This window comes from Paenibacillus sp. NMA1017 (assembly GCF_058895805.1).
Genome location: NZ_JBZXYR010000003.1, coordinates 361,940 through 378,407 on the forward strand (window position 1 = coordinate 361,940; position 16,468 = coordinate 378,407).

General features: G+C 48.9%; 15 protein-coding genes. 10 read left to right on the top strand and 5 right to left on the bottom strand.

The features are described from left to right. Positions 1 to 2: 2 nt before the first annotated feature. From AC5ELV_RS10365 to AC5ELV_RS10375, 3 genes are all read left to right on the top strand, one after another. Positions 3 to 1,364: an MFS transporter gene (locus AC5ELV_RS10365; RefSeq protein WP_493430112.1), complete on the top strand. Its 1,362-nt coding sequence runs from the start codon at positions 3 to 5 to the stop codon at positions 1,362 to 1,364. A 62-nt stretch (positions 1,365 to 1,426) separates the two neighbouring features. Next, a complete protein-coding gene (locus AC5ELV_RS10370; RefSeq protein WP_493430113.1) occupies positions 1,427 to 2,017 on the top strand; it encodes a GNAT family N-acetyltransferase in 591 nt (196 codons plus the stop codon). 313 nt (positions 2,018 to 2,330) lie between these two features. After that, complete coding sequence (locus tag AC5ELV_RS10375; RefSeq protein ID WP_493430114.1) at positions 2,331 to 3,518, top strand: cation:proton antiporter; 1,188 nt, start codon at positions 2,331 to 2,333, stop codon at positions 3,516 to 3,518. Positions 3,519 to 3,676: 158 nt separating this feature from the next. On the opposite strand, the gene AC5ELV_RS10380 is transcribed toward AC5ELV_RS10375, so the two are convergent. Next, positions 3,677 to 4,312 (bottom strand): NAD(P)-dependent oxidoreductase, encoded by a 636-nt coding sequence (locus tag AC5ELV_RS10380; protein ID WP_493430115.1) that lies wholly within the window; start codon positions 4,310 to 4,312, stop codon positions 3,677 to 3,679. 258 nt (positions 4,313 to 4,570) lie between these two features. Between AC5ELV_RS10380 and AC5ELV_RS10385 the strand changes: the two genes are divergently transcribed. The 4 genes from AC5ELV_RS10385 (at position 4,571) to AC5ELV_RS10400 (ending at position 9,732) form a co-directional block, all read left to right on the top strand. Further along, the gene (locus AC5ELV_RS10385) at positions 4,571 to 5,524 is read left to right on the top strand and encodes an alpha/beta hydrolase (protein WP_493430116.1); all 954 of its coding nucleotides are present in this window, start codon (positions 4,571 to 4,573) and stop codon (positions 5,522 to 5,524) included. A gap of 205 nt (positions 5,525 to 5,729) precedes the next feature. After that, positions 5,730 to 6,287 (top strand): glycerol-3-phosphate responsive antiterminator, encoded by a 558-nt coding sequence (locus AC5ELV_RS10390; protein WP_493430117.1) that lies wholly within the window; start codon positions 5,730 to 5,732, stop codon positions 6,285 to 6,287. A gap of 57 nt (positions 6,288 to 6,344) precedes the next feature. After that, positions 6,345 to 7,835 (top strand): glycerol kinase GlpK, encoded by a 1,491-nt coding sequence (gene glpK, locus AC5ELV_RS10395; RefSeq protein WP_493430118.1) that lies wholly within the window; start codon positions 6,345 to 6,347, stop codon positions 7,833 to 7,835. Positions 7,836 to 8,028: 193 nt separating this feature from the next. Beyond that, a complete protein-coding gene (locus tag AC5ELV_RS10400; protein WP_493430409.1) occupies positions 8,029 to 9,732 on the top strand; it encodes a glycerol-3-phosphate dehydrogenase/oxidase in 1,704 nt (567 codons plus the stop codon). A 164-nt stretch (positions 9,733 to 9,896) separates the two neighbouring features. Here the strand turns inward: AC5ELV_RS10400 and AC5ELV_RS10405 are convergent, their stop codons facing one another. Together AC5ELV_RS10405 and AC5ELV_RS10410 are read right to left on the bottom strand one after the other, a co-directional pair. Then, positions 9,897 to 10,574 (bottom strand): CidB/LrgB family autolysis modulator, encoded by a 678-nt coding sequence (locus AC5ELV_RS10405; protein WP_104497663.1) that lies wholly within the window; start codon positions 10,572 to 10,574, stop codon positions 9,897 to 9,899. Further along, positions 10,571 to 10,942 carry a CidA/LrgA family protein gene (locus AC5ELV_RS10410; RefSeq protein WP_029518652.1) on the bottom strand — a complete coding sequence of 124 codons (372 nt, stop codon included), beginning with the start codon at positions 10,940 to 10,942 and terminating at the stop codon, positions 10,571 to 10,573. The genes AC5ELV_RS10405 and AC5ELV_RS10410 overlap by 4 nt, the downstream gene beginning before the upstream one ends. A gap of 131 nt (positions 10,943 to 11,073) precedes the next feature. Between AC5ELV_RS10410 and cidR the strand changes: the two genes are divergently transcribed. Further along, positions 11,074 to 11,973 carry a cidABC operon transcriptional activator CidR gene (gene cidR / locus AC5ELV_RS10415; protein WP_493430119.1) on the top strand — a complete coding sequence of 300 codons (900 nt, stop codon included), beginning with the start codon at positions 11,074 to 11,076 and terminating at the stop codon, positions 11,971 to 11,973. Positions 11,974 to 12,044: 71 nt separating this feature from the next. Here cidR and AC5ELV_RS10420 read toward each other — a convergent pair whose 3' ends face one another. Both AC5ELV_RS10420 and AC5ELV_RS10425 read right to left on the bottom strand, forming a co-directional pair. Then, positions 12,045 to 12,218 carry an aspartyl-phosphate phosphatase Spo0E family protein gene (locus tag AC5ELV_RS10420; RefSeq protein WP_013312483.1) on the bottom strand — a complete coding sequence of 58 codons (174 nt, stop codon included), beginning with the start codon at positions 12,216 to 12,218 and terminating at the stop codon, positions 12,045 to 12,047. A gap of 134 nt (positions 12,219 to 12,352) precedes the next feature. Then, entirely contained in the window at positions 12,353 to 13,429 is a 1,077-nt protein-coding gene (locus AC5ELV_RS10425) for a diguanylate cyclase (protein ID WP_493430120.1), read from the bottom strand. Between the two features lie 163 nt (positions 13,430 to 13,592). On the opposite strand from AC5ELV_RS10425, the gene AC5ELV_RS10430 reads away from it, so the two are divergent. Together AC5ELV_RS10430 and AC5ELV_RS10435 are read left to right on the top strand one after the other, a co-directional pair. Then, positions 13,593 to 15,965, top strand: a complete 2,373-nt coding sequence (locus AC5ELV_RS10430) for an ATP-dependent DNA helicase (protein ID WP_493430121.1) — start codon at positions 13,593 to 13,595, stop codon at positions 15,963 to 15,965. Beyond that, on the top strand, positions 15,955 to 16,464 hold the full coding sequence (locus tag AC5ELV_RS10435) for a MarR family winged helix-turn-helix transcriptional regulator (RefSeq protein WP_493430122.1): 510 nt from the start codon (positions 15,955 to 15,957) through the stop codon (positions 16,462 to 16,464). Before AC5ELV_RS10430 ends, AC5ELV_RS10435 begins: the two co-directional genes overlap by 11 nt. Positions 16,465 to 16,468 lie beyond the last annotated feature (4 nt).

The window sequence follows — 16,468 nt, forward strand, 5'->3', positions numbered from 1 at the left end:
AAATGAAGGAAAAGAAAGAACCGCAATCTACGCCTAGTATTTGGCGCAATGGCCGTTTTCGGAGGATGTTTGCGGCGCACACGGCTGCTTCCTTTGGCGATTGGTTTGATGCTATCGCCATTCAGGTGCTTGTTGCTTACCGCTGGGAAGCCGACCCTATGCTAATTGCGCTGATTCCGGTAGTGATGGCGCTACCGGGTCTGCTGCTGGGTTCCATCGCTGGCACGTTAGCTGACCGGGTACACAAGGCCCGGCTGATGATCGTCTGCGATGCAGCTATTGCCTTATTGACGCTGGCCATTCTCGCCGTCCCGGGTCCGGTGTGGCTGCTGCCTTTGCTCGGTCTGCGCGCGGCGGCTGGTGTATTCCAAATGCCTTCACAGCAAGGCTTGACCCGCACGGTAGTCGCCAGCGACGACTTGTTTCGGGCGACCTCGCTGAATGGGTTGGTCAATCAGGCCTCCAAAGTGGCAGGGCCATTACTGGGCGCTATGACCTTGACTGTGTTGTCTCCCCAGGCATGCATTATTCTCAATGCATTGCTGCGCCTCTGTTCCGGCCTGCTGCTGTGGCCGCTGCGCGGAATCGGTCCGGCGCTGGTCAGTACAGACCAACAAGCTGTTGCTGCGGAGCAGCAAGGAAAGTCGGCAACGCTTACAGCGCCTGAGGCTGATGAAGCCAAAATGCGGGCGGAGCATGTCCGCGCATCTCGTTTTTTCAACCAATGGCGTGAGGGCTGGGCGTTCTTATGGCGCAGTCGAATGCTTTTGCATACGCTCATATTCGGTCTTTTCGGTTTGATCGCCATTCTCATGATCGACTACCAGTTCCCTACATTGCTGCGAGTGCTCGCTCCGGGTAATGAATCACTGCTCGGCTGGCTGGTTTCAGCCATTGGTGCTGGCGCCGTTGGATGCATGCTTGTGCTTAATCGCCTGAATCGCATAAGCGCAGGCTGGGGGCTCGGTGGTGGATATGTGCTGGTTGGCGGAGCTATTGCCGCTTTAGGCTGGGCACAACCCGGGACAGGATTGCCCGTACTGCTTATGATCGGGGCCGTGCTGGGCGTGGGCAACGGCCTGTACATTATCACCCAGAACTATATACTACAAGCCAGAACCCCTGCTGATATGGTGGGGCGCGTCTTTGGTATCCAAAGTACCGTGATTGGAGCAATCATGGTCGTTTCGCCGCTTGCCGGGGGAGTATTGATCCGAATAGCAGGGGCGGGCACGGCTTTTGTCTGGATCGGAATGACTGTTGGAATCCTGGGTTTGGTAGGACTACTGCTTCAATCCGTGATTTGGCGCGAGTCCCTCGCTGATTCTAGCCTGACTACGGAGCAAAATGCAGACCTTGCGTAGTTGATCTTGCGCAATAATTCACTTCGATTTTCGTCATTTATATTTTTAGCATGGGAGAGATCATGATGACTCAACAAACTTCAGCCTCAGAGCCTGTGGCACGGTTACTTGAAGGATCACGGGTATACTTGCGTCCCGTTAACGTGGAGGACACCGAGCTATACTATAATACATTGTTCCATCAGGATGTGCGGAGGCTGACAGGCACACAACGCAGCTTTACCAAGGATCAAATTGCCCGTTATATTGAAGCTAAAGGACAGGATGCCTCAAGCCTGCTGCTGTTGATTGCGCTTCGCGAAGATGATCGTGTCATTGGGGATATAGCCCTGCAGGATATGGACAGCCTGAACCGCAGTGCCAACATCCGTATTGCGATCAATGAGCAGGGAAATCAGGGGAAAGGCTACGGCACCGAAGCGCTTGTGCTCATGCTGGGTTACGGATTCGGTATCTGTAATCTGCATCGGATTGAGCTGAATGTATTTGATTTTAATGAACGCGCCATTCGTTGCTATGAAAAAGTAGGCTTTCAGCGCGAAGGTGTGCAGCGGGATGCTTTATTCTATAATTATGAATACCATGATTCGATTCTGATGAGTATGCTGGACCACGAATACCGCGACCGCTATGTGAAAAAAGCAGAAAATTGATTCAGCACGTTTACACGGGTTTACGGAAGAGATATAATTAAAAGATAAAGTTGCTTGTTTGCGCAAGTATGATCGACAACATCAAATGAATATATGAATTACCGGAGGAGCCTGTCACCAAGGCTCCTTTATGTCTTTTTTAGGGGAACCTGTGCTTTATTTCGGGTTTCCCTTTTTATTTTGCGAGCCGTTTGTTTAAGGTCAGACACATATTTTGCACATTTTTTTGCACTTTATGATTATCTGTGATGTTCAATATTGTGGGTTATGCGCAAATGAGTTCAAGGATTAAATAAAAGGAGGTTATCAGCCTATGCAATTTATACTATATCTTCTGCTGATTCTTTTGTTCACAAAAGTCGCGGGTCATGTGTCTGTCAGACTTGGTCAACCAGCGGTGTTGGGAAAGCTGATCGCAGGAATTGTCCTGGGCCCAGCTGTATTAGGATGGGTTCAGAATGATTCGCTGATTCATAATATGTCTGAAATCGGCGTGCTGCTGCTGATGTTCATTGCTGGACTGGAGACGGACCTGGATCAACTTCGACGTAACTGGAAGCCTGCGGTAGCTGTGGCGGTTGGAGGTATTATTTTACCGCTAATTTGCGGTTTTGGTGTAGGGGAAGCCTTTGGATTCTCGGTGCATGAAGGCTGGTTTCTAGGAATTATTCTAAGTGCTACCTCGGTAAGCATTACGGTACAGGTGCTCAAGGATATGAACAAGCTGAATACCCGAGAGGGCTCGACTATTTTGGGTGCGGCAGTGCTGGATGATGTGCTTGTCGTGGTGCTGCTAGCGGTAGTAATGAGTATATTTGGTATGGGTGGAGAGACTTCGCTGGGACTTCTTGTTGGCAAAAAGCTAGTTTTCTTCGTCGTAGCCATTCTGGGGGGCTGGTTCGTTGTTCCATGGATTATGAAAATACTTGCTCCACTCAAGGTGACTGAAGCAGTCATCACGACTGCGTTGATTATTTGCTTTGGGTTTGCTTATTTTGCAGATTTGCTGGGAATGGCAGGGATTATCGGGGCTTTTGCTGCTGGGATTGCCATTGCACAAACCAGCTTTAAGCACGTTGTAGAAGAAAAGGTGGAACCCATCGCTTATTCCATCTTTGTTCCTGTATTTTTTGTCAGCATCGGATTAAATGTATCTTTTGAAGGAGTGGGTCAGCAACTTGGATTTGTTGTTGTTTTAACACTGATTGCACTGGTGACGAAGTTAGTGGGAGGAGGCCTCGGCGCGCGGCTGACGGGCTTCAATAACCGTTCTTCCCTTGCGATTGGCTCCGGTATGATATCACGTGGCGAGGTCGCACTTATTATTGCAGCTACCGGTCTACAGTCGGGTCTGTTGGCACAGCAATATTTTACCTCGGTGATCATTGCCGTCATTTTGACAACGTTGGCTGCACCTCCAATTCTCAAGCTCTGTTTTAGCGATAAGAGGGGGACTTCCGCTCACGATGCAGAAAAGAAGGTCAGCATTGACGAGTCGTAACGAGAGCATCAACAGATCATAACAAAAAGACCCTTCGGGTTCAGTTTCTCATAGCGTGCATGGAAAGTCCGATTTAGAGTAGAGCGGACTTTCCATGCAGCATGAGAAAATGGGCGGAGGGTCTCTTTTATGCTATAAGCGCTGCAAGAATAGAGAAATTAGGACTCGGACACCACTGTGAAACGTTGGTTCAGATGTTGTGGTTTTTCGATTTCGTCCACTACGGCAACTGCATAATCTTCGTAGCTGACATAGCTTGCACCTTTGGAATTAACCAACAGCGTGTCTTTTCCCACTTGGTAAGAGCCTGTACGTTTACCCAGAGCAAATTCCGCAGAAGGGCTAATGAAAGTCCAGTTCAGGTCGCTGGTACCACGCAAAATTTCCAGGTTTTTTCCTTGGTTATTTGCTGTTGGATATACGAAATCAGGGAAGCCAGGAGTATCTTTTACCAAAAGTGTTTGGGATTCGTCAGTGAACAAGCTGCCTGCACCACCTACGACAATCAGGCGAGTACCGGATACATTACGCAAGGCTTCAATTAGTACGTTACCTGCATCGACATGCAGATGCTCTTGTCCGAGTGGAGCGGCAAATGCATTAACGACTACGTCAAAATCTTTCAGATTATCTGTTTTCAGATCAAAAACGTCTTTTTGTACCACAGTAGCACGACTTTCTGTTACTTTAGCCGCGTCACGGACGATGGCGGTTACTTCATGTCCTCTGTCTAATGCTTCTTTTACGATATTACTTCCTGCTTTACCGGTTGCACCAATAACTGCAATTTTCATAATAGATAGCCTCCTATAAATATGATGTGGATGATTCATTCGTTTGATCGTAAGTGTACCCAGTGCATTTACGAACTTTAATATGTAACTATTATAGTTACAACATAAAACAAAAGTCAAGCTCTTCTGTTGGGCAAACTAAAGTCCTCCGATTGGAAAGAGAGGAACTCGTTTAAATATATAAGGTGAACTAAATGAGCAAACTTAGCCATATTAGATATATGTAGACCACAGATAAGAAAGGAAGAGTGAACCGATATGAGTAAAAAAGTACACCTTGAACCCGCAGCACAGAAATTTGCAGACGATAATGCCAAGCCTCCGTTTCTATATGATTTAGGTCCTGAAAAAGGACGTGAAACGGTCAATGGGGTTCAATCGGGTCCAGCAGACAAACCCGCCGCAGATGTAGAAGATCTAACTATTCCAGGTGGGCCTGGCGGTGAGGTGAAGGTCAGAATTGTTCGTCCACAACAGGTGACAAGCGATCTCCCGGTCATTGTATATATTCACGGAGCAGGCTGGGTATTCGGTAATGCCCATACGCATGATCGCCTGATTCGTGAATTGGCAGTCGGCTCACAGGCAGCAGTTGTATTTCCAGAATACAGCTTGTCACCTGAAGCTAAATATCCGACGGCGATTGAGGAAATTTACGCGGTCGTGCAATGGGTGGCACAACATGGGCGCGAGCATGGACTGAAGCCCGATACGCTGACGATAGCCGGAGACAGTGTCGGTGGTAATATGACCGCGGCCGTAACACTGCTGGCCAAAGAACGCAGTGGTCCTTCCATCCGGCAGCAGTTGTTATTTTATCCGGTGACGGACGCTTCCTTTGACACGGAATCCTACCAGGAGTTCGCCACAGGATATTTCCTGAGCCGCGAAGGAATGCAATGGTTTTGGGATCAATATACGACGGATCCCAACGAACGAGCGCAGATCACAGCGTCTCCGTTACGTGCCACCACAGAGCAGCTCAAAGGACTACCGCGTGCGCTGGTCATTACAGGCGAGGCCGATGTGCTGCGGGATGAAGGCGAGGCCTATGCGAACAAGCTGCGTGAAGCGGGGGTAGATGTGACCGCTGCACGCTTTCAAGGCATCATACACGACTTTGTGATGCTGAACCCATTGTCGGAAACCGCGGCCAAGCGCGGTGCGATCACGCTCGCTACCTCATGGCTGCGCCAAGGGTTTGAGGGCTAGTACACTATAGAGCATTTTAAGGGTGCTGTCGTGTGATTTGATCCAGTTCTTTGAACGATTAGGCTGCCTTCTTCCTGCTGACATCTATTGCAGGGAAGGCAGCCTTTATACATATCTGCAATGAAACCGCTTCACGTTCGTCGAACAGAGTGATAATATAAAATTTGAACGAGTTTGACTGACATTCAGCCTAAGGGGGATATTCATGCCATTTCAGGGGCAACGCATTCTACCTGCAGCTAAGCATATGAAGCAGCTGGAGGGTATTTTGGACAGTTCTTATGAATATGCAGTTTTTCTGGATACGCATGTAGCGCAGCTGCGCAACCTGTATCAGATGGCTAGGAGTCGCAACAAGCAAATGCTTCTGCATGCCGACCTGGTGCAAGGCTTGAAGAATGACGAGTATGCGGCTGAATATTTGTGTCAGGAAATTAAGCCGTTTGGGATTATTTCGACCCGATCCGGGGTGATTGCAACCGCTAAAAAGAAGGGGATTCTTGCTGTACAGCGGGTGTTCCTGCTCGATACGATTGCGCTGGAAAAAAGCTACGCGCTGGTGGAAAAAACACGACCTGATTATATTGAGGTGCTGCCCGGTGTTGTTCCACCGATGATTAAGGAGGTCAGCGAACGCACGGGCATTCCTATTTTGGCAGGCGGACTTATTCGCACCCCAGAGGATGTGGAAGCAGCGTTGGCCGCGGGAGCTGCAGCAGTTACGACCTCCAATAAACAACTGTTCGAGCATTATAAGCAATAGCTTTTATTTGAATCAAGTGGGCAACAGTACATAAATATGCAAGGAGGCTGGGAAACGATGGAGCAATACATTCTTGCCCTCGATCAGGGCACAACCAGTTCGCGGGCCATCTTGTTTGATCGGCAGGGAAAGGTGGTATACAAGGCACAACGGGAGTTCCCACAGTATTTTCCCCAGCCGGGGTGGGTAGAGCAAAACGCCAATGAAATATGGAGCTCTATTTTGGCCGTCATCGCCTCCTGCCTGTCGGAATCAGGTGTGAAAGCCAGCCAAATTGCCGGGATTGGTATTACGAATCAACGGGAAACCGTAGTGGTGTGGGATAAACATACAGGTCTGCCTGTATATCATGCGTTGGTATGGCAGTCACGGCAAACAGCCGGGATCTGCGAGGAACTGAAAAGTCGTGGATTTGATCGTATTTTTCATAGCAAAACGGGATTACTCATTGATCCCTACTTTTCTGGCACCAAGGTCAAATGGATACTCGACAATGTCGAAGGGGTACGAGCTCAAGCGGAGCGGGGGGATTTGCTGTTTGGTACGATTGATACATGGCTAATCTGGAGATTGTCTGGCGGTAAAGCACATGTAACGGACTATTCCAATGCGGCCCGCACACTCATGTACAACATTTATGAACTGAAATGGGATGAGGAGCTGCTGAATATTCTCGGCGTTCCTGCGTCTATGCTGCCAGAGGTGAAATCATCCTCTGAGATATATGCGCATACGGTGGATTACCACTTTTTTGGACAGGAAATCCCTATTGCCGGAGCGGCAGGTGATCAGCAAGCAGCTCTGTTCGGTCAGGGATGCTTTGACAAAGGCATGATTAAAAATACATACGGTACGGGATGCTTTATGCTGATGAATACCGGAGATGAACCCTGTGACTCGGAACATGGACTGATTACGACCATTGCATGGGGACTGAACGGTCAGGTGCAGTATGCGTTGGAGGGCAGCATTTTTGTAGCCGGATCTGCTATTCAGTGGCTGCGTGACGGGTTGCGCATGTTCCGCGAGGCCAAAGATAGTGAAGCGTATGCGGCGCGTGTGACCTCGACGGAAGGGGTATATTTTGTCCCGGCCTTTGTGGGCCTAGGCAGCCCGTATTGGGACAGTGATGTGCGCGGCGCGACATTTGGCTTGACGCGGGGAACGACCAAGGAGCACTTTATCCGAGCGGTACTGGAATCGCTGGCCTATCAGACTAAAGATGTCCTAACTGCCATGGCGAGCGACTCGGGTGTACCTGTGCGTTCATTGCGTGTAGATGGAGGCGCAGTGATGAACGAGTTCCTGATGCAGTTCCAGAGCGATATTCTCGATCTGCCTGTAGAACGACCTGCTGTGAACGAGACAACTGCACTCGGTGCGGCGTATTTAGCGGGACTGGCAGTTGGGTTTTGGAGCAGTCTGGATGAAGTCCGGGGATATGCTCAGAGTGATTATACCTTTACTCCGTCCATGAGTGAGGACGTACGGACTGAGCTTTATAGTGGCTGGAAAAAGGCAGTTCATGCCGCAATGGCGTTCAAGTAGCAGGCAGATTTCCCTTTTCATAGCGTACTGTGTGTGCTACGATAAAGATAAGTTAATACTCGTCAGGAGACTTGGAGAGACCATGAACCGCTCGGCATCCGCCGCAGCGATGTTCGTGGTCTTTTTTTGTACCTTATGATGATTCGGTTGGCAGATTGCATCGTGAATATATACAAAGCTGGAGGGATAAATGATGGGAGAACAGGGATTTGCTGCACAGGAGAGAGCCGCTGTTTTGGAACGTATGGGACATGAGCATTTTGATATTTTAATCATTGGCGGCGGTATTACAGGGGCGGGTATTGCGCTGGATGCGGCGGATCGTGGTTTGAAGACAGCACTGGTGGAGATGCAGGATTTCGCAGCAGGTACGTCCAGCCGCTCGACCAAGCTAGTGCATGGTGGCCTTCGTTATTTGAAGCAGTTTGAAGTTAAGATGGTAGCCGAGGTGGGGAAGGAGCGGGCAATCGTATTCGAAAATGGCCCACATGTGACCATACCGGAGCGTATGCTGCTTCCTTTTCATAAGGGCGGCACGTTTAACGCATTCACCACCTCTGTCGGGCTGCTGGTATATGATTTCCTTGCTGGCGTTAAGCGTAGTGAGCGCCGCCGCATGCTGGACATCCAGGCTACGCTGGAGCGTGAGCCTTTGCTGAAGCGTGATGGACTGAAGGGAAGCGGCAGCTATGTGGAGTACCGCACAGATGACGCTCGCCTGACGATTGAGGTCATGAAGGAAGCTGTTACACGAGGGGCGCTGGCGGTGAACTATGCCAAGGCTGACAAGCTGCTGTATGACAAAGGACGAATAAGCGGTGCAAACGTAACGGACCGGGTAACAGGAAAGCCATACGAAATTCGAGCTTCGCTGGTTATTAATGCAGCCGGACCATGGGTAGACACGTTGCGGGAAATGGATCGCTCCAAAGAGGGCAAGGTGCTTCGCCTGACGAAAGGTATTCACCTGGTGTTCGATGCTGAGCGCTTTCCGCTCAAACAGGCAGTGTACTTCGATACACCGGATGGACGCATGGTATTTGCCATCCCGCGTGATGGGAAAACCTATGCAGGTACGACCGACACGGTATATGAGGGGGATACGGCGCATCCCCGGATGACTGCCGAAGATCGGGCGTATGTGCTTCAAGCGATCAACGGAATGTTCCCGGATGTGAAGCTGACTGTTACGGATGTAGAATCCAGCTGGGCGGGGGTGCGGCCGCTCATTTATGAAGATGGTAAAAGCCCTTCAGAGATTTCACGCAAGGACGAAATTTGGGAATCCCGCTCAGGTCTGATCACGATTGCAGGCGGCAAGCTGACGGGCTACCGGAAAATGTCCGAACTCGTCGTGGATCGTGCGGTGCGGGAGCTGGGGCGCTTGCATGGGCAGAGCTTCCGGGCATGCCGCACCAGACACATCCCGATTTCGGGTGGCAGCGTAGGCGGCTCGGCGGGCTGGGACGCGTACGTAGGTAAGCAAACCGCAGCAGGTGTTGCGCTTGGCCTGTCGCCGGAAACGGCTAGAGCATGGGCTACCCGCTATGGCTCCAACACAGAGCGGCTGTTTGCGATAGCAGCACGGAGCATGAAGGAGGCTAGCGAGAAGGAAACGGCGCTGCCTGTGGAAGTGCGTGTCCCGCTCCTGTATGCGATGGAACAGGAAATGACGGTGACACCATCTGATTTTTTCATACGCCGAACCGGGGCGCTGTTCTTCCAGATTGACGAGGTGAAGCGCTGGAAACAGCCCGCCATCGCATTGATGTCCGAACATGCAGGCTGGAGTGCTGCGCAAGAACGCCAATATACGACTGAGCTGGATGCTTATCTGTATGAAGCTGTAACGCCTGTAGAGGTAGAGGTGAAACCCGGCGACGTTAAAGCTATTTGAGGCTGCGAGGGCAGGCGTATTCTTGATTGTGTTTGAACGCCTTATAACGCATCTGAGTATCTTTTTATGGTATTTTAATTCGTTAATTTCAAATAAACAAAGAACCTCTGTTCCTACTAAGACTAGTGGAACAGAGGTTCTTTGTTTAATATGAAGACAAGACCTTACAGCATCAAGTGGAACAGGAACGGGGCGGCTGCCAAGGTAAAGAGAGCGGCGAGCACCATCGAGATGCTGGATATCGTCCCCGTCAGTGAACTGAACTCGAATGCTTTGGAAGTACCAGTACCATGAGCACCGGTACCGAGTAGTACCCCACGTGAGACTTCATTTTCGATACGGAACAGTTTTACAATCATCGGACCGATAATAAGACCGCTCAATCCGGTCAGAATAACGAATACAGCCGTGACCGTCGGATTGCCGCCAATCGTTTGCGATACATTCATCGCAATGGGTGTCGTAATGGAGCGAGGAATCAGGCTGCTCAGCAGCGAGGAATTCAAGTGCATCCATTTCGCGAGCGCCATGGAGGACAACACGGCTACAACGGACCCAGACAGCACGCTAAGCACAATTTGGGTCGCATGTTTTTTTAACACAGGGAAATATCGGTACAAAGGGACCGCAAATGCAATCGTAGCTGGCTGTAGCAGCATGGATAGCAAGTGGGCGCCCGAATTATAAGAACGGTAGTTTACACCCGTCAGCGTCAAAATCAAAATGATAACAACAGGTGTAATGAGCAATGGAGACAAATACACCTTGGGCAGTGTGCGGTACATGCGTTTGGCCATCCAGTAAATAGCAAGTGTCAATACGATACATAGAAGACCGATCATGATGATTTATGCTCCTTTCGTTTACCAAGCAGACTGGCGACCATACCTGTGCAGGCCATCACCAGAAAGGTGCCGAGCAACACGACCAGCATAATACTCATGCCATCGTGTTCCAGCATCGGCCAATAATTCATAACGCCGACAGCGGAGGGGATAAAGAATAATAGCAGCTCGGCCAGCAACCAATTTGCGCCAACTTCAATCCAGCTAAGCCGGACCAAGCCGGTTTGCAGTAGAATAAAAAGGATTAGCATACCAATGATGCTACCGGGTATAGGCAGGTGGAGCCAGGAGACTACCGCGTTCAGGATGAGCGAAAAGGCCATCAGGACGGCGATCTGGAGGACACCGCGTATGAAGCTTTTCATATATAATGGCTCCTATCTTTGGGATCGGTTATTTTCAAACTGTAATGAAATTTTACATCACAAGCTTTCATGAGTAAAATGCATATAAAGAATGTAATCTATTCCGTTTGTCTATGGGAGAAGGTGTAGCTTTGGATATCCGACATTTACAATATTTTTTGGAAGTCGCGCGGTTGCGTAGCTTTACAAAGGCAGCTCAGAGCATGTTTATTACCCAGCCGACGATCAGTAAGACGATTAAAAGTCTGGAAGATGAACTGGGGGTCGCTTTGTTCGACCGAATTGGCAAAAGAATCGAACTGACGGACGCGGGCAAGGTAATTGAGCTTCAAGCACAAGCGATTGTAAAGTCCTTTCAGAGCCTGTCCTCGGAGCTGAGTGATTTGATGAACCTGAAAAAGGGACATATCCGTATTGGCCTGCCCCCTATGGTCGGATCGAGCTTTTTTCCGCGTGTCATTGGAGAATTCCATAAGGCATATCCTGATGTGACCATTCAATTATTTGAGGACGGGGCGAAGAAAGTGGAACGGGACGTAGAAGCCGGGGCATTGGATATCGGGGTGATTGTGCTGCCTGCGGTTGGAGATATGTTTGAGACATTTCTGTTTGTAGAGGAAAAGCTGAATTTGCTCGTTCATCCTACGCATGTATTGGCAGAGTGCAAGGAGGTACCGTTATCTGCGTTGGCGGAGGAGGCATTTGTACTGTTTCGTGAGGATTTTACGCTGCATGACCGTATCATTGCGGAATGTGTTCGTGCCGGCTTTCAGCCGCGTGTAGTCTACGAAAGCTCACAATGGGATCTGATTAGCGAAATGGTTGCTGCAAACCTGGGGGTAGCGCTGTTGCCAGAGGCCATTTGCCGAGATCTGGATACCGAGCGCTTGCGTGTTCTTCCATTGGTGGACCCCGTCATTCCTTGGCATTTGGGGATGATCTGGCGGAACGATCGTTATCTGTCCTTTGCCGCCAGAGAATGGATTTCGTTCACACAGCAATTGTTGCGGACGGAATATGGCGGAAAGTAGTCAATCCGCGAGAAGGTGAGTACGATGCAGAATAAAAAAGCTGCCCTGAGGGGCAGCGATGTAGCTTGCTTCTATGAGTGTGTTTGGTTTATTGCACGCTTGGTGTGAAGGTACTTGTCCATAATACGGTCAAGTCTGGAGGATTTGTCCAATACACGTTCATCTTTTAATCCGTGTAAGTCAGCCATGCGATTCAATTCGCGGCGTTCTTTTTCCATGAGTTTTTCCAATTGTTCGAGGTTCACAAAGCCCACCCCCCATGTCGATTGTAAGGCATGTCTCCACTAGCGGCAGAAGTTTTTTTGATAACGATGTTATTTCCATTTTACCACTTTTTATTAACAATAATCCAGCTTTCCTGACATTTAGCGACTAATATCTATGGTTTTGCCAGTTTCACCTGATTGCGTCCTGAACGCTTAGCTTCATATAAGGCTTCATCTGTCTTTTCTAGTAAGTGCCTCGATGCAATGACAGGTGAACTCCCTGCTCCAAGCGATACGGTTAGAGAGATCAAGGTTCCGTCATTCAAAATAAAACGTTCATTTTCCACAGCTTCCCGAATCTTTTCGGCAAAGCTTGCTGCTTTCTGACTATCGCAATTTCCAATCAGAATGGCAAATTCCTCTCCGCCTTTACGGGAGGGGTACGCCCTCGTTGTAGATTCCCGGGTTAACAGCATTCCCAATTGGCTTAAGACGGTATCTCCGTTCAAATGACCATACGTATCATTAATATTTTTAAAGTGGTCAATATCCAGCATCACGAGTCCAAAGGGTTGTTTTGTAGTCTTGGAAGTATGAAAGACCTCTTCGAATAGCGCATCGTAAGCACGCGGACTGTAGAGTCCGGTTAAATGATCCCGGTTTGCAGCCTCTTCCAGCAGATGAACAGCCCGTTCTGTTTTTTTGATATGGGACATCATAAAATAAGTGAATAAGCCGCCAAGCGTCTTAACGGTTGTGATCATTATAATAGATTCATTATCAGGAGGATTATCCACATAGAAAGTAGATAACAGCGACACTACAGCAGCTCCAAGCACAGCCGACATCCACTTGCGGAGCGTTAGGCTTTTTTCTCGAATAAAGATAAGTGAAATGCCCAGTGTCATGAAGCAATTGACAGTAGCAATCAGAGAAACATCTGTCCAACCCCCTGTGATGTAAATACGGTACAGGCTTATGATCAAGGTGGTCAGCAGACCGGATACCGATCCTCCCATATAAACAGATATGATAATCGCCAAGTGGCGCAGATCGACCACAAAGTGCCCACGGATCCATAAACCGGTCATCATTAACAAAATGCCAAACAGACCCAGCATTAAACCGTTCATTACCCGATAAATGAATACATGGTTTTCCAGGTAACGTTCATATTTCCGGGAAAATAAATTTCCAAAGAATAAGAAGCTCGTTAATAACGCAAAATTGTTAATTAATTCTTTTAACATATCCCTATCCTTTATGCTGTAATGAGAGTTGTAGTATCGTGGGGAAAGCAAAAGGCCTCGTTTCTATTTCGGTAAAAAGTAGGCATGAGTGAATACCAATCGACTACAAACGATTCTTATGTCCCTTACGTTTCGTTTATCTACGTGGTACAGTGAAAGGACTATGACCGGAACGGGTGATCGTATGAAGGAACCAATTCACATATCGGTGCGTCCACTTGTGGAATATGTGCATCGGAGCGGCAGCATTCATAGCGGCTTTCGCTCGAATAGCAGTATGCTCGAAGGAACTCGCGTGCATCAGGTTATCCAGAAAGGTTACAAGGAGCATGATCGCAAAGAGGTACATTTACGTACAGAAATTCCGTATAAGGACGAATTGTTTATCATTGAAGGCCGTTGTGACGGACTGATTGAGCTGGATGGCGTATGGACGGTTGATGAAATTAAATCCATCTCTTTGCCCCTCGAAGATATTCAGGGTGACGGTCAACCCGTACACTGGGCACAAGCATTTCTGTATGCCTATATGATTGCTTGTGAGGAGCAACATCATTCCATGCAGGTCCAGCTTACTTACGTACAGGCACACAGTGAAGACATTCGCCGATTCAGACGAGAATTATCCTTTACTGAGCTGGAAGCCTTCGCACAGGAGATGATTGCTGGTTATGCACCGTATGCATTCCTGCTGAGAGCACATGCGGAAAAGCGGGATGCCAGCATTGCTATGTTGGACTTTCCCTTTGACACGTATCGTTCGGGTCAGCGAACTCTCGCGGGTTCGGTGTATAAGACGATTGCCGAAGGGGTTAACCTGTTTGCCAAAGCGCCTACGGGCATCGGGAAAACGGTATCCACCTTGTTTCCTGCGATCAAGGCTATCGGTGAAGGGCAGGTTAGACGAGTATATTATGTAACGGCTCGTACCACCACTCGGGCAGCAGCCGAAGAAGCTTACGCCAGAATGCAGGCCCAAGGGCTGCACATGCATGTGGTGACTTTGACTGCGAAGGATAAAATTTGCTTCAAGGATGAAAATGATTGTGATGCTGGATCATGCAGCATGTGCGAGGGTTATTACGACCGGATCAACGGAGCGGTATCCGATATTTTGGCGAATGAGACGTTAATGACTCGATCGGTGATTGAGCATTATGCGCGCAAGCATAAGGTATGTCCCTTTGAATTTTCGCTGGATGTGGCGTATGCCTCGGATGGTATAATCAGTGATTATAATTATGTTTTTTATCCACGGATTTCTTTGAAAAGATTGCTGGAGGAGCACAAGCGAAAAGGTGTTGTACTGGTGGATGAGGCGCATAATCTGGTAGAACGCGGCCGGGACATGTTTTCGGCGGAAATTTTGAAATCTTCTTTTTTGGAACTGAAACGAGAATTTAAGTTGCTAAGCCCGGAGATTGCTGCGGCTGCGAGTGCAGTGAACGCACATATGATTACGCTGCGCAAGCAATATGCAGATACAGGAAAAGCAGTAGAGGCAGCAGCACCGCAAGAGGTGCTGGAGCTGCTGGTGCCTTTTGTGGAAGCCGCTGAACGTGAACTGGTGACGGGGAGTAGTACAAATCGCGCAAGCAGTGAAAGTACGGCATACGCATTGCTTCTAGATACGTATTTTACCGCTCAGAATATGCTGCGAATTGCTGCTTTATATGATGAACGGTACGTTACTTATGTGGAAGCAGGGCGCAGTGAAGTGAGGGTCAAGCTGTTCTGCCTCGATCCTTCTCACTTGCTGGGACAAGCTATTAAGGGCTACCGCTCAGCCATTTATTTTTCCGCAACGTTGACACCGCTTGCTTATTACCGGGACATGCTCGGAGCAAACGAGGAAGATTATACGTTACAGGTTCCTTCCCCCTTCCATCAGGAGCAATGGGATGTACGTCTGCTGCCGCTCTCCATCCGTTATCGGGATCGTGAGCGTTCCAAAGGAGCGATTGCGGATATGTTGGCTGCATTGGTTGTGGAGCAGAGAGGAAATATCCTTGTATTTTTCCCGTCCTATCCATACCTGCGTGAGGTATATGAGGAGTTCATGCTTCGGGACGTGTCCGCAAATACGTTGGTACAAAGTCCAGGGATGACCGAACCAGAGCGGGATCGATTCCTAGAGGCCTTCCAGCCTGGGCAAGAGCACACCTTGCTTGGCTTTGCCGTATTGGGTGGTGTGTTTGCTGAAGGTGTCGATTTACCTGGGGATCGCTTAAATGGGGTAGTGGTCGTCGGCGTCGGCTTGCCGCAAATTGGAGCAGAGCGGGATGTGCTGCGGGATTATTTTTCGGAACAGGGACGGAATGGTTTCAACTATGCGTATGTATATCCAGGGATGAACAAGGTTCTTCAGGCAGGTGGCAGGCTTATCCGCACAGAGCACGACGAAGGATTGTTGGTCCTGGTAGATGATCGTTTTGCCAAGGAGCCGTATGCTTCTTTGCTGCCAGATGAATGGAAAAGCTACCGTTTGACGGAACAAGCGGGTTTAAGGAAGGAATGGATAGACTATGAACTTTAATTTTCATAATGACTCCATACGCGGGGTGCTGCGTAGCTTTGGACATGAAGATGCCGAAGTGGATAATATAGAGACTTTTGTGACATTTGCACGCTTGGCTAACGGTATTTTCAGAGAAATGGATACGGATTTTACCAAGTTGGGGGCTTCTCAGGGTCGGATTATCGTTCTTAGCCTGTTGCATTGCCACTCGCCGCATCGCATGACACCGTCAGAGTTGGCGGAAAAAGCTGATGTGACGCGTGGAACCATGACGGGGCTGATCGACGGATTAGAGCGAGATGGTATGATTGAACGTGTGGCTCATGAGAGTGACGGGCGAATGGTGACTGTCGGATTAAAAGAGGCAGGACGAGAGCTGTTAAGTAAGATAGTCCCTTATTATACGAAGTTGATTCGGTCGTGTATGTCTGAGTTTACGCCGCAGGATCATAAGATGATGAAGGGTTTACTGGGAAAAATGAAAGGCGGTTTTGAGCGGTCCTTGCCGAAATGCTGAGTTC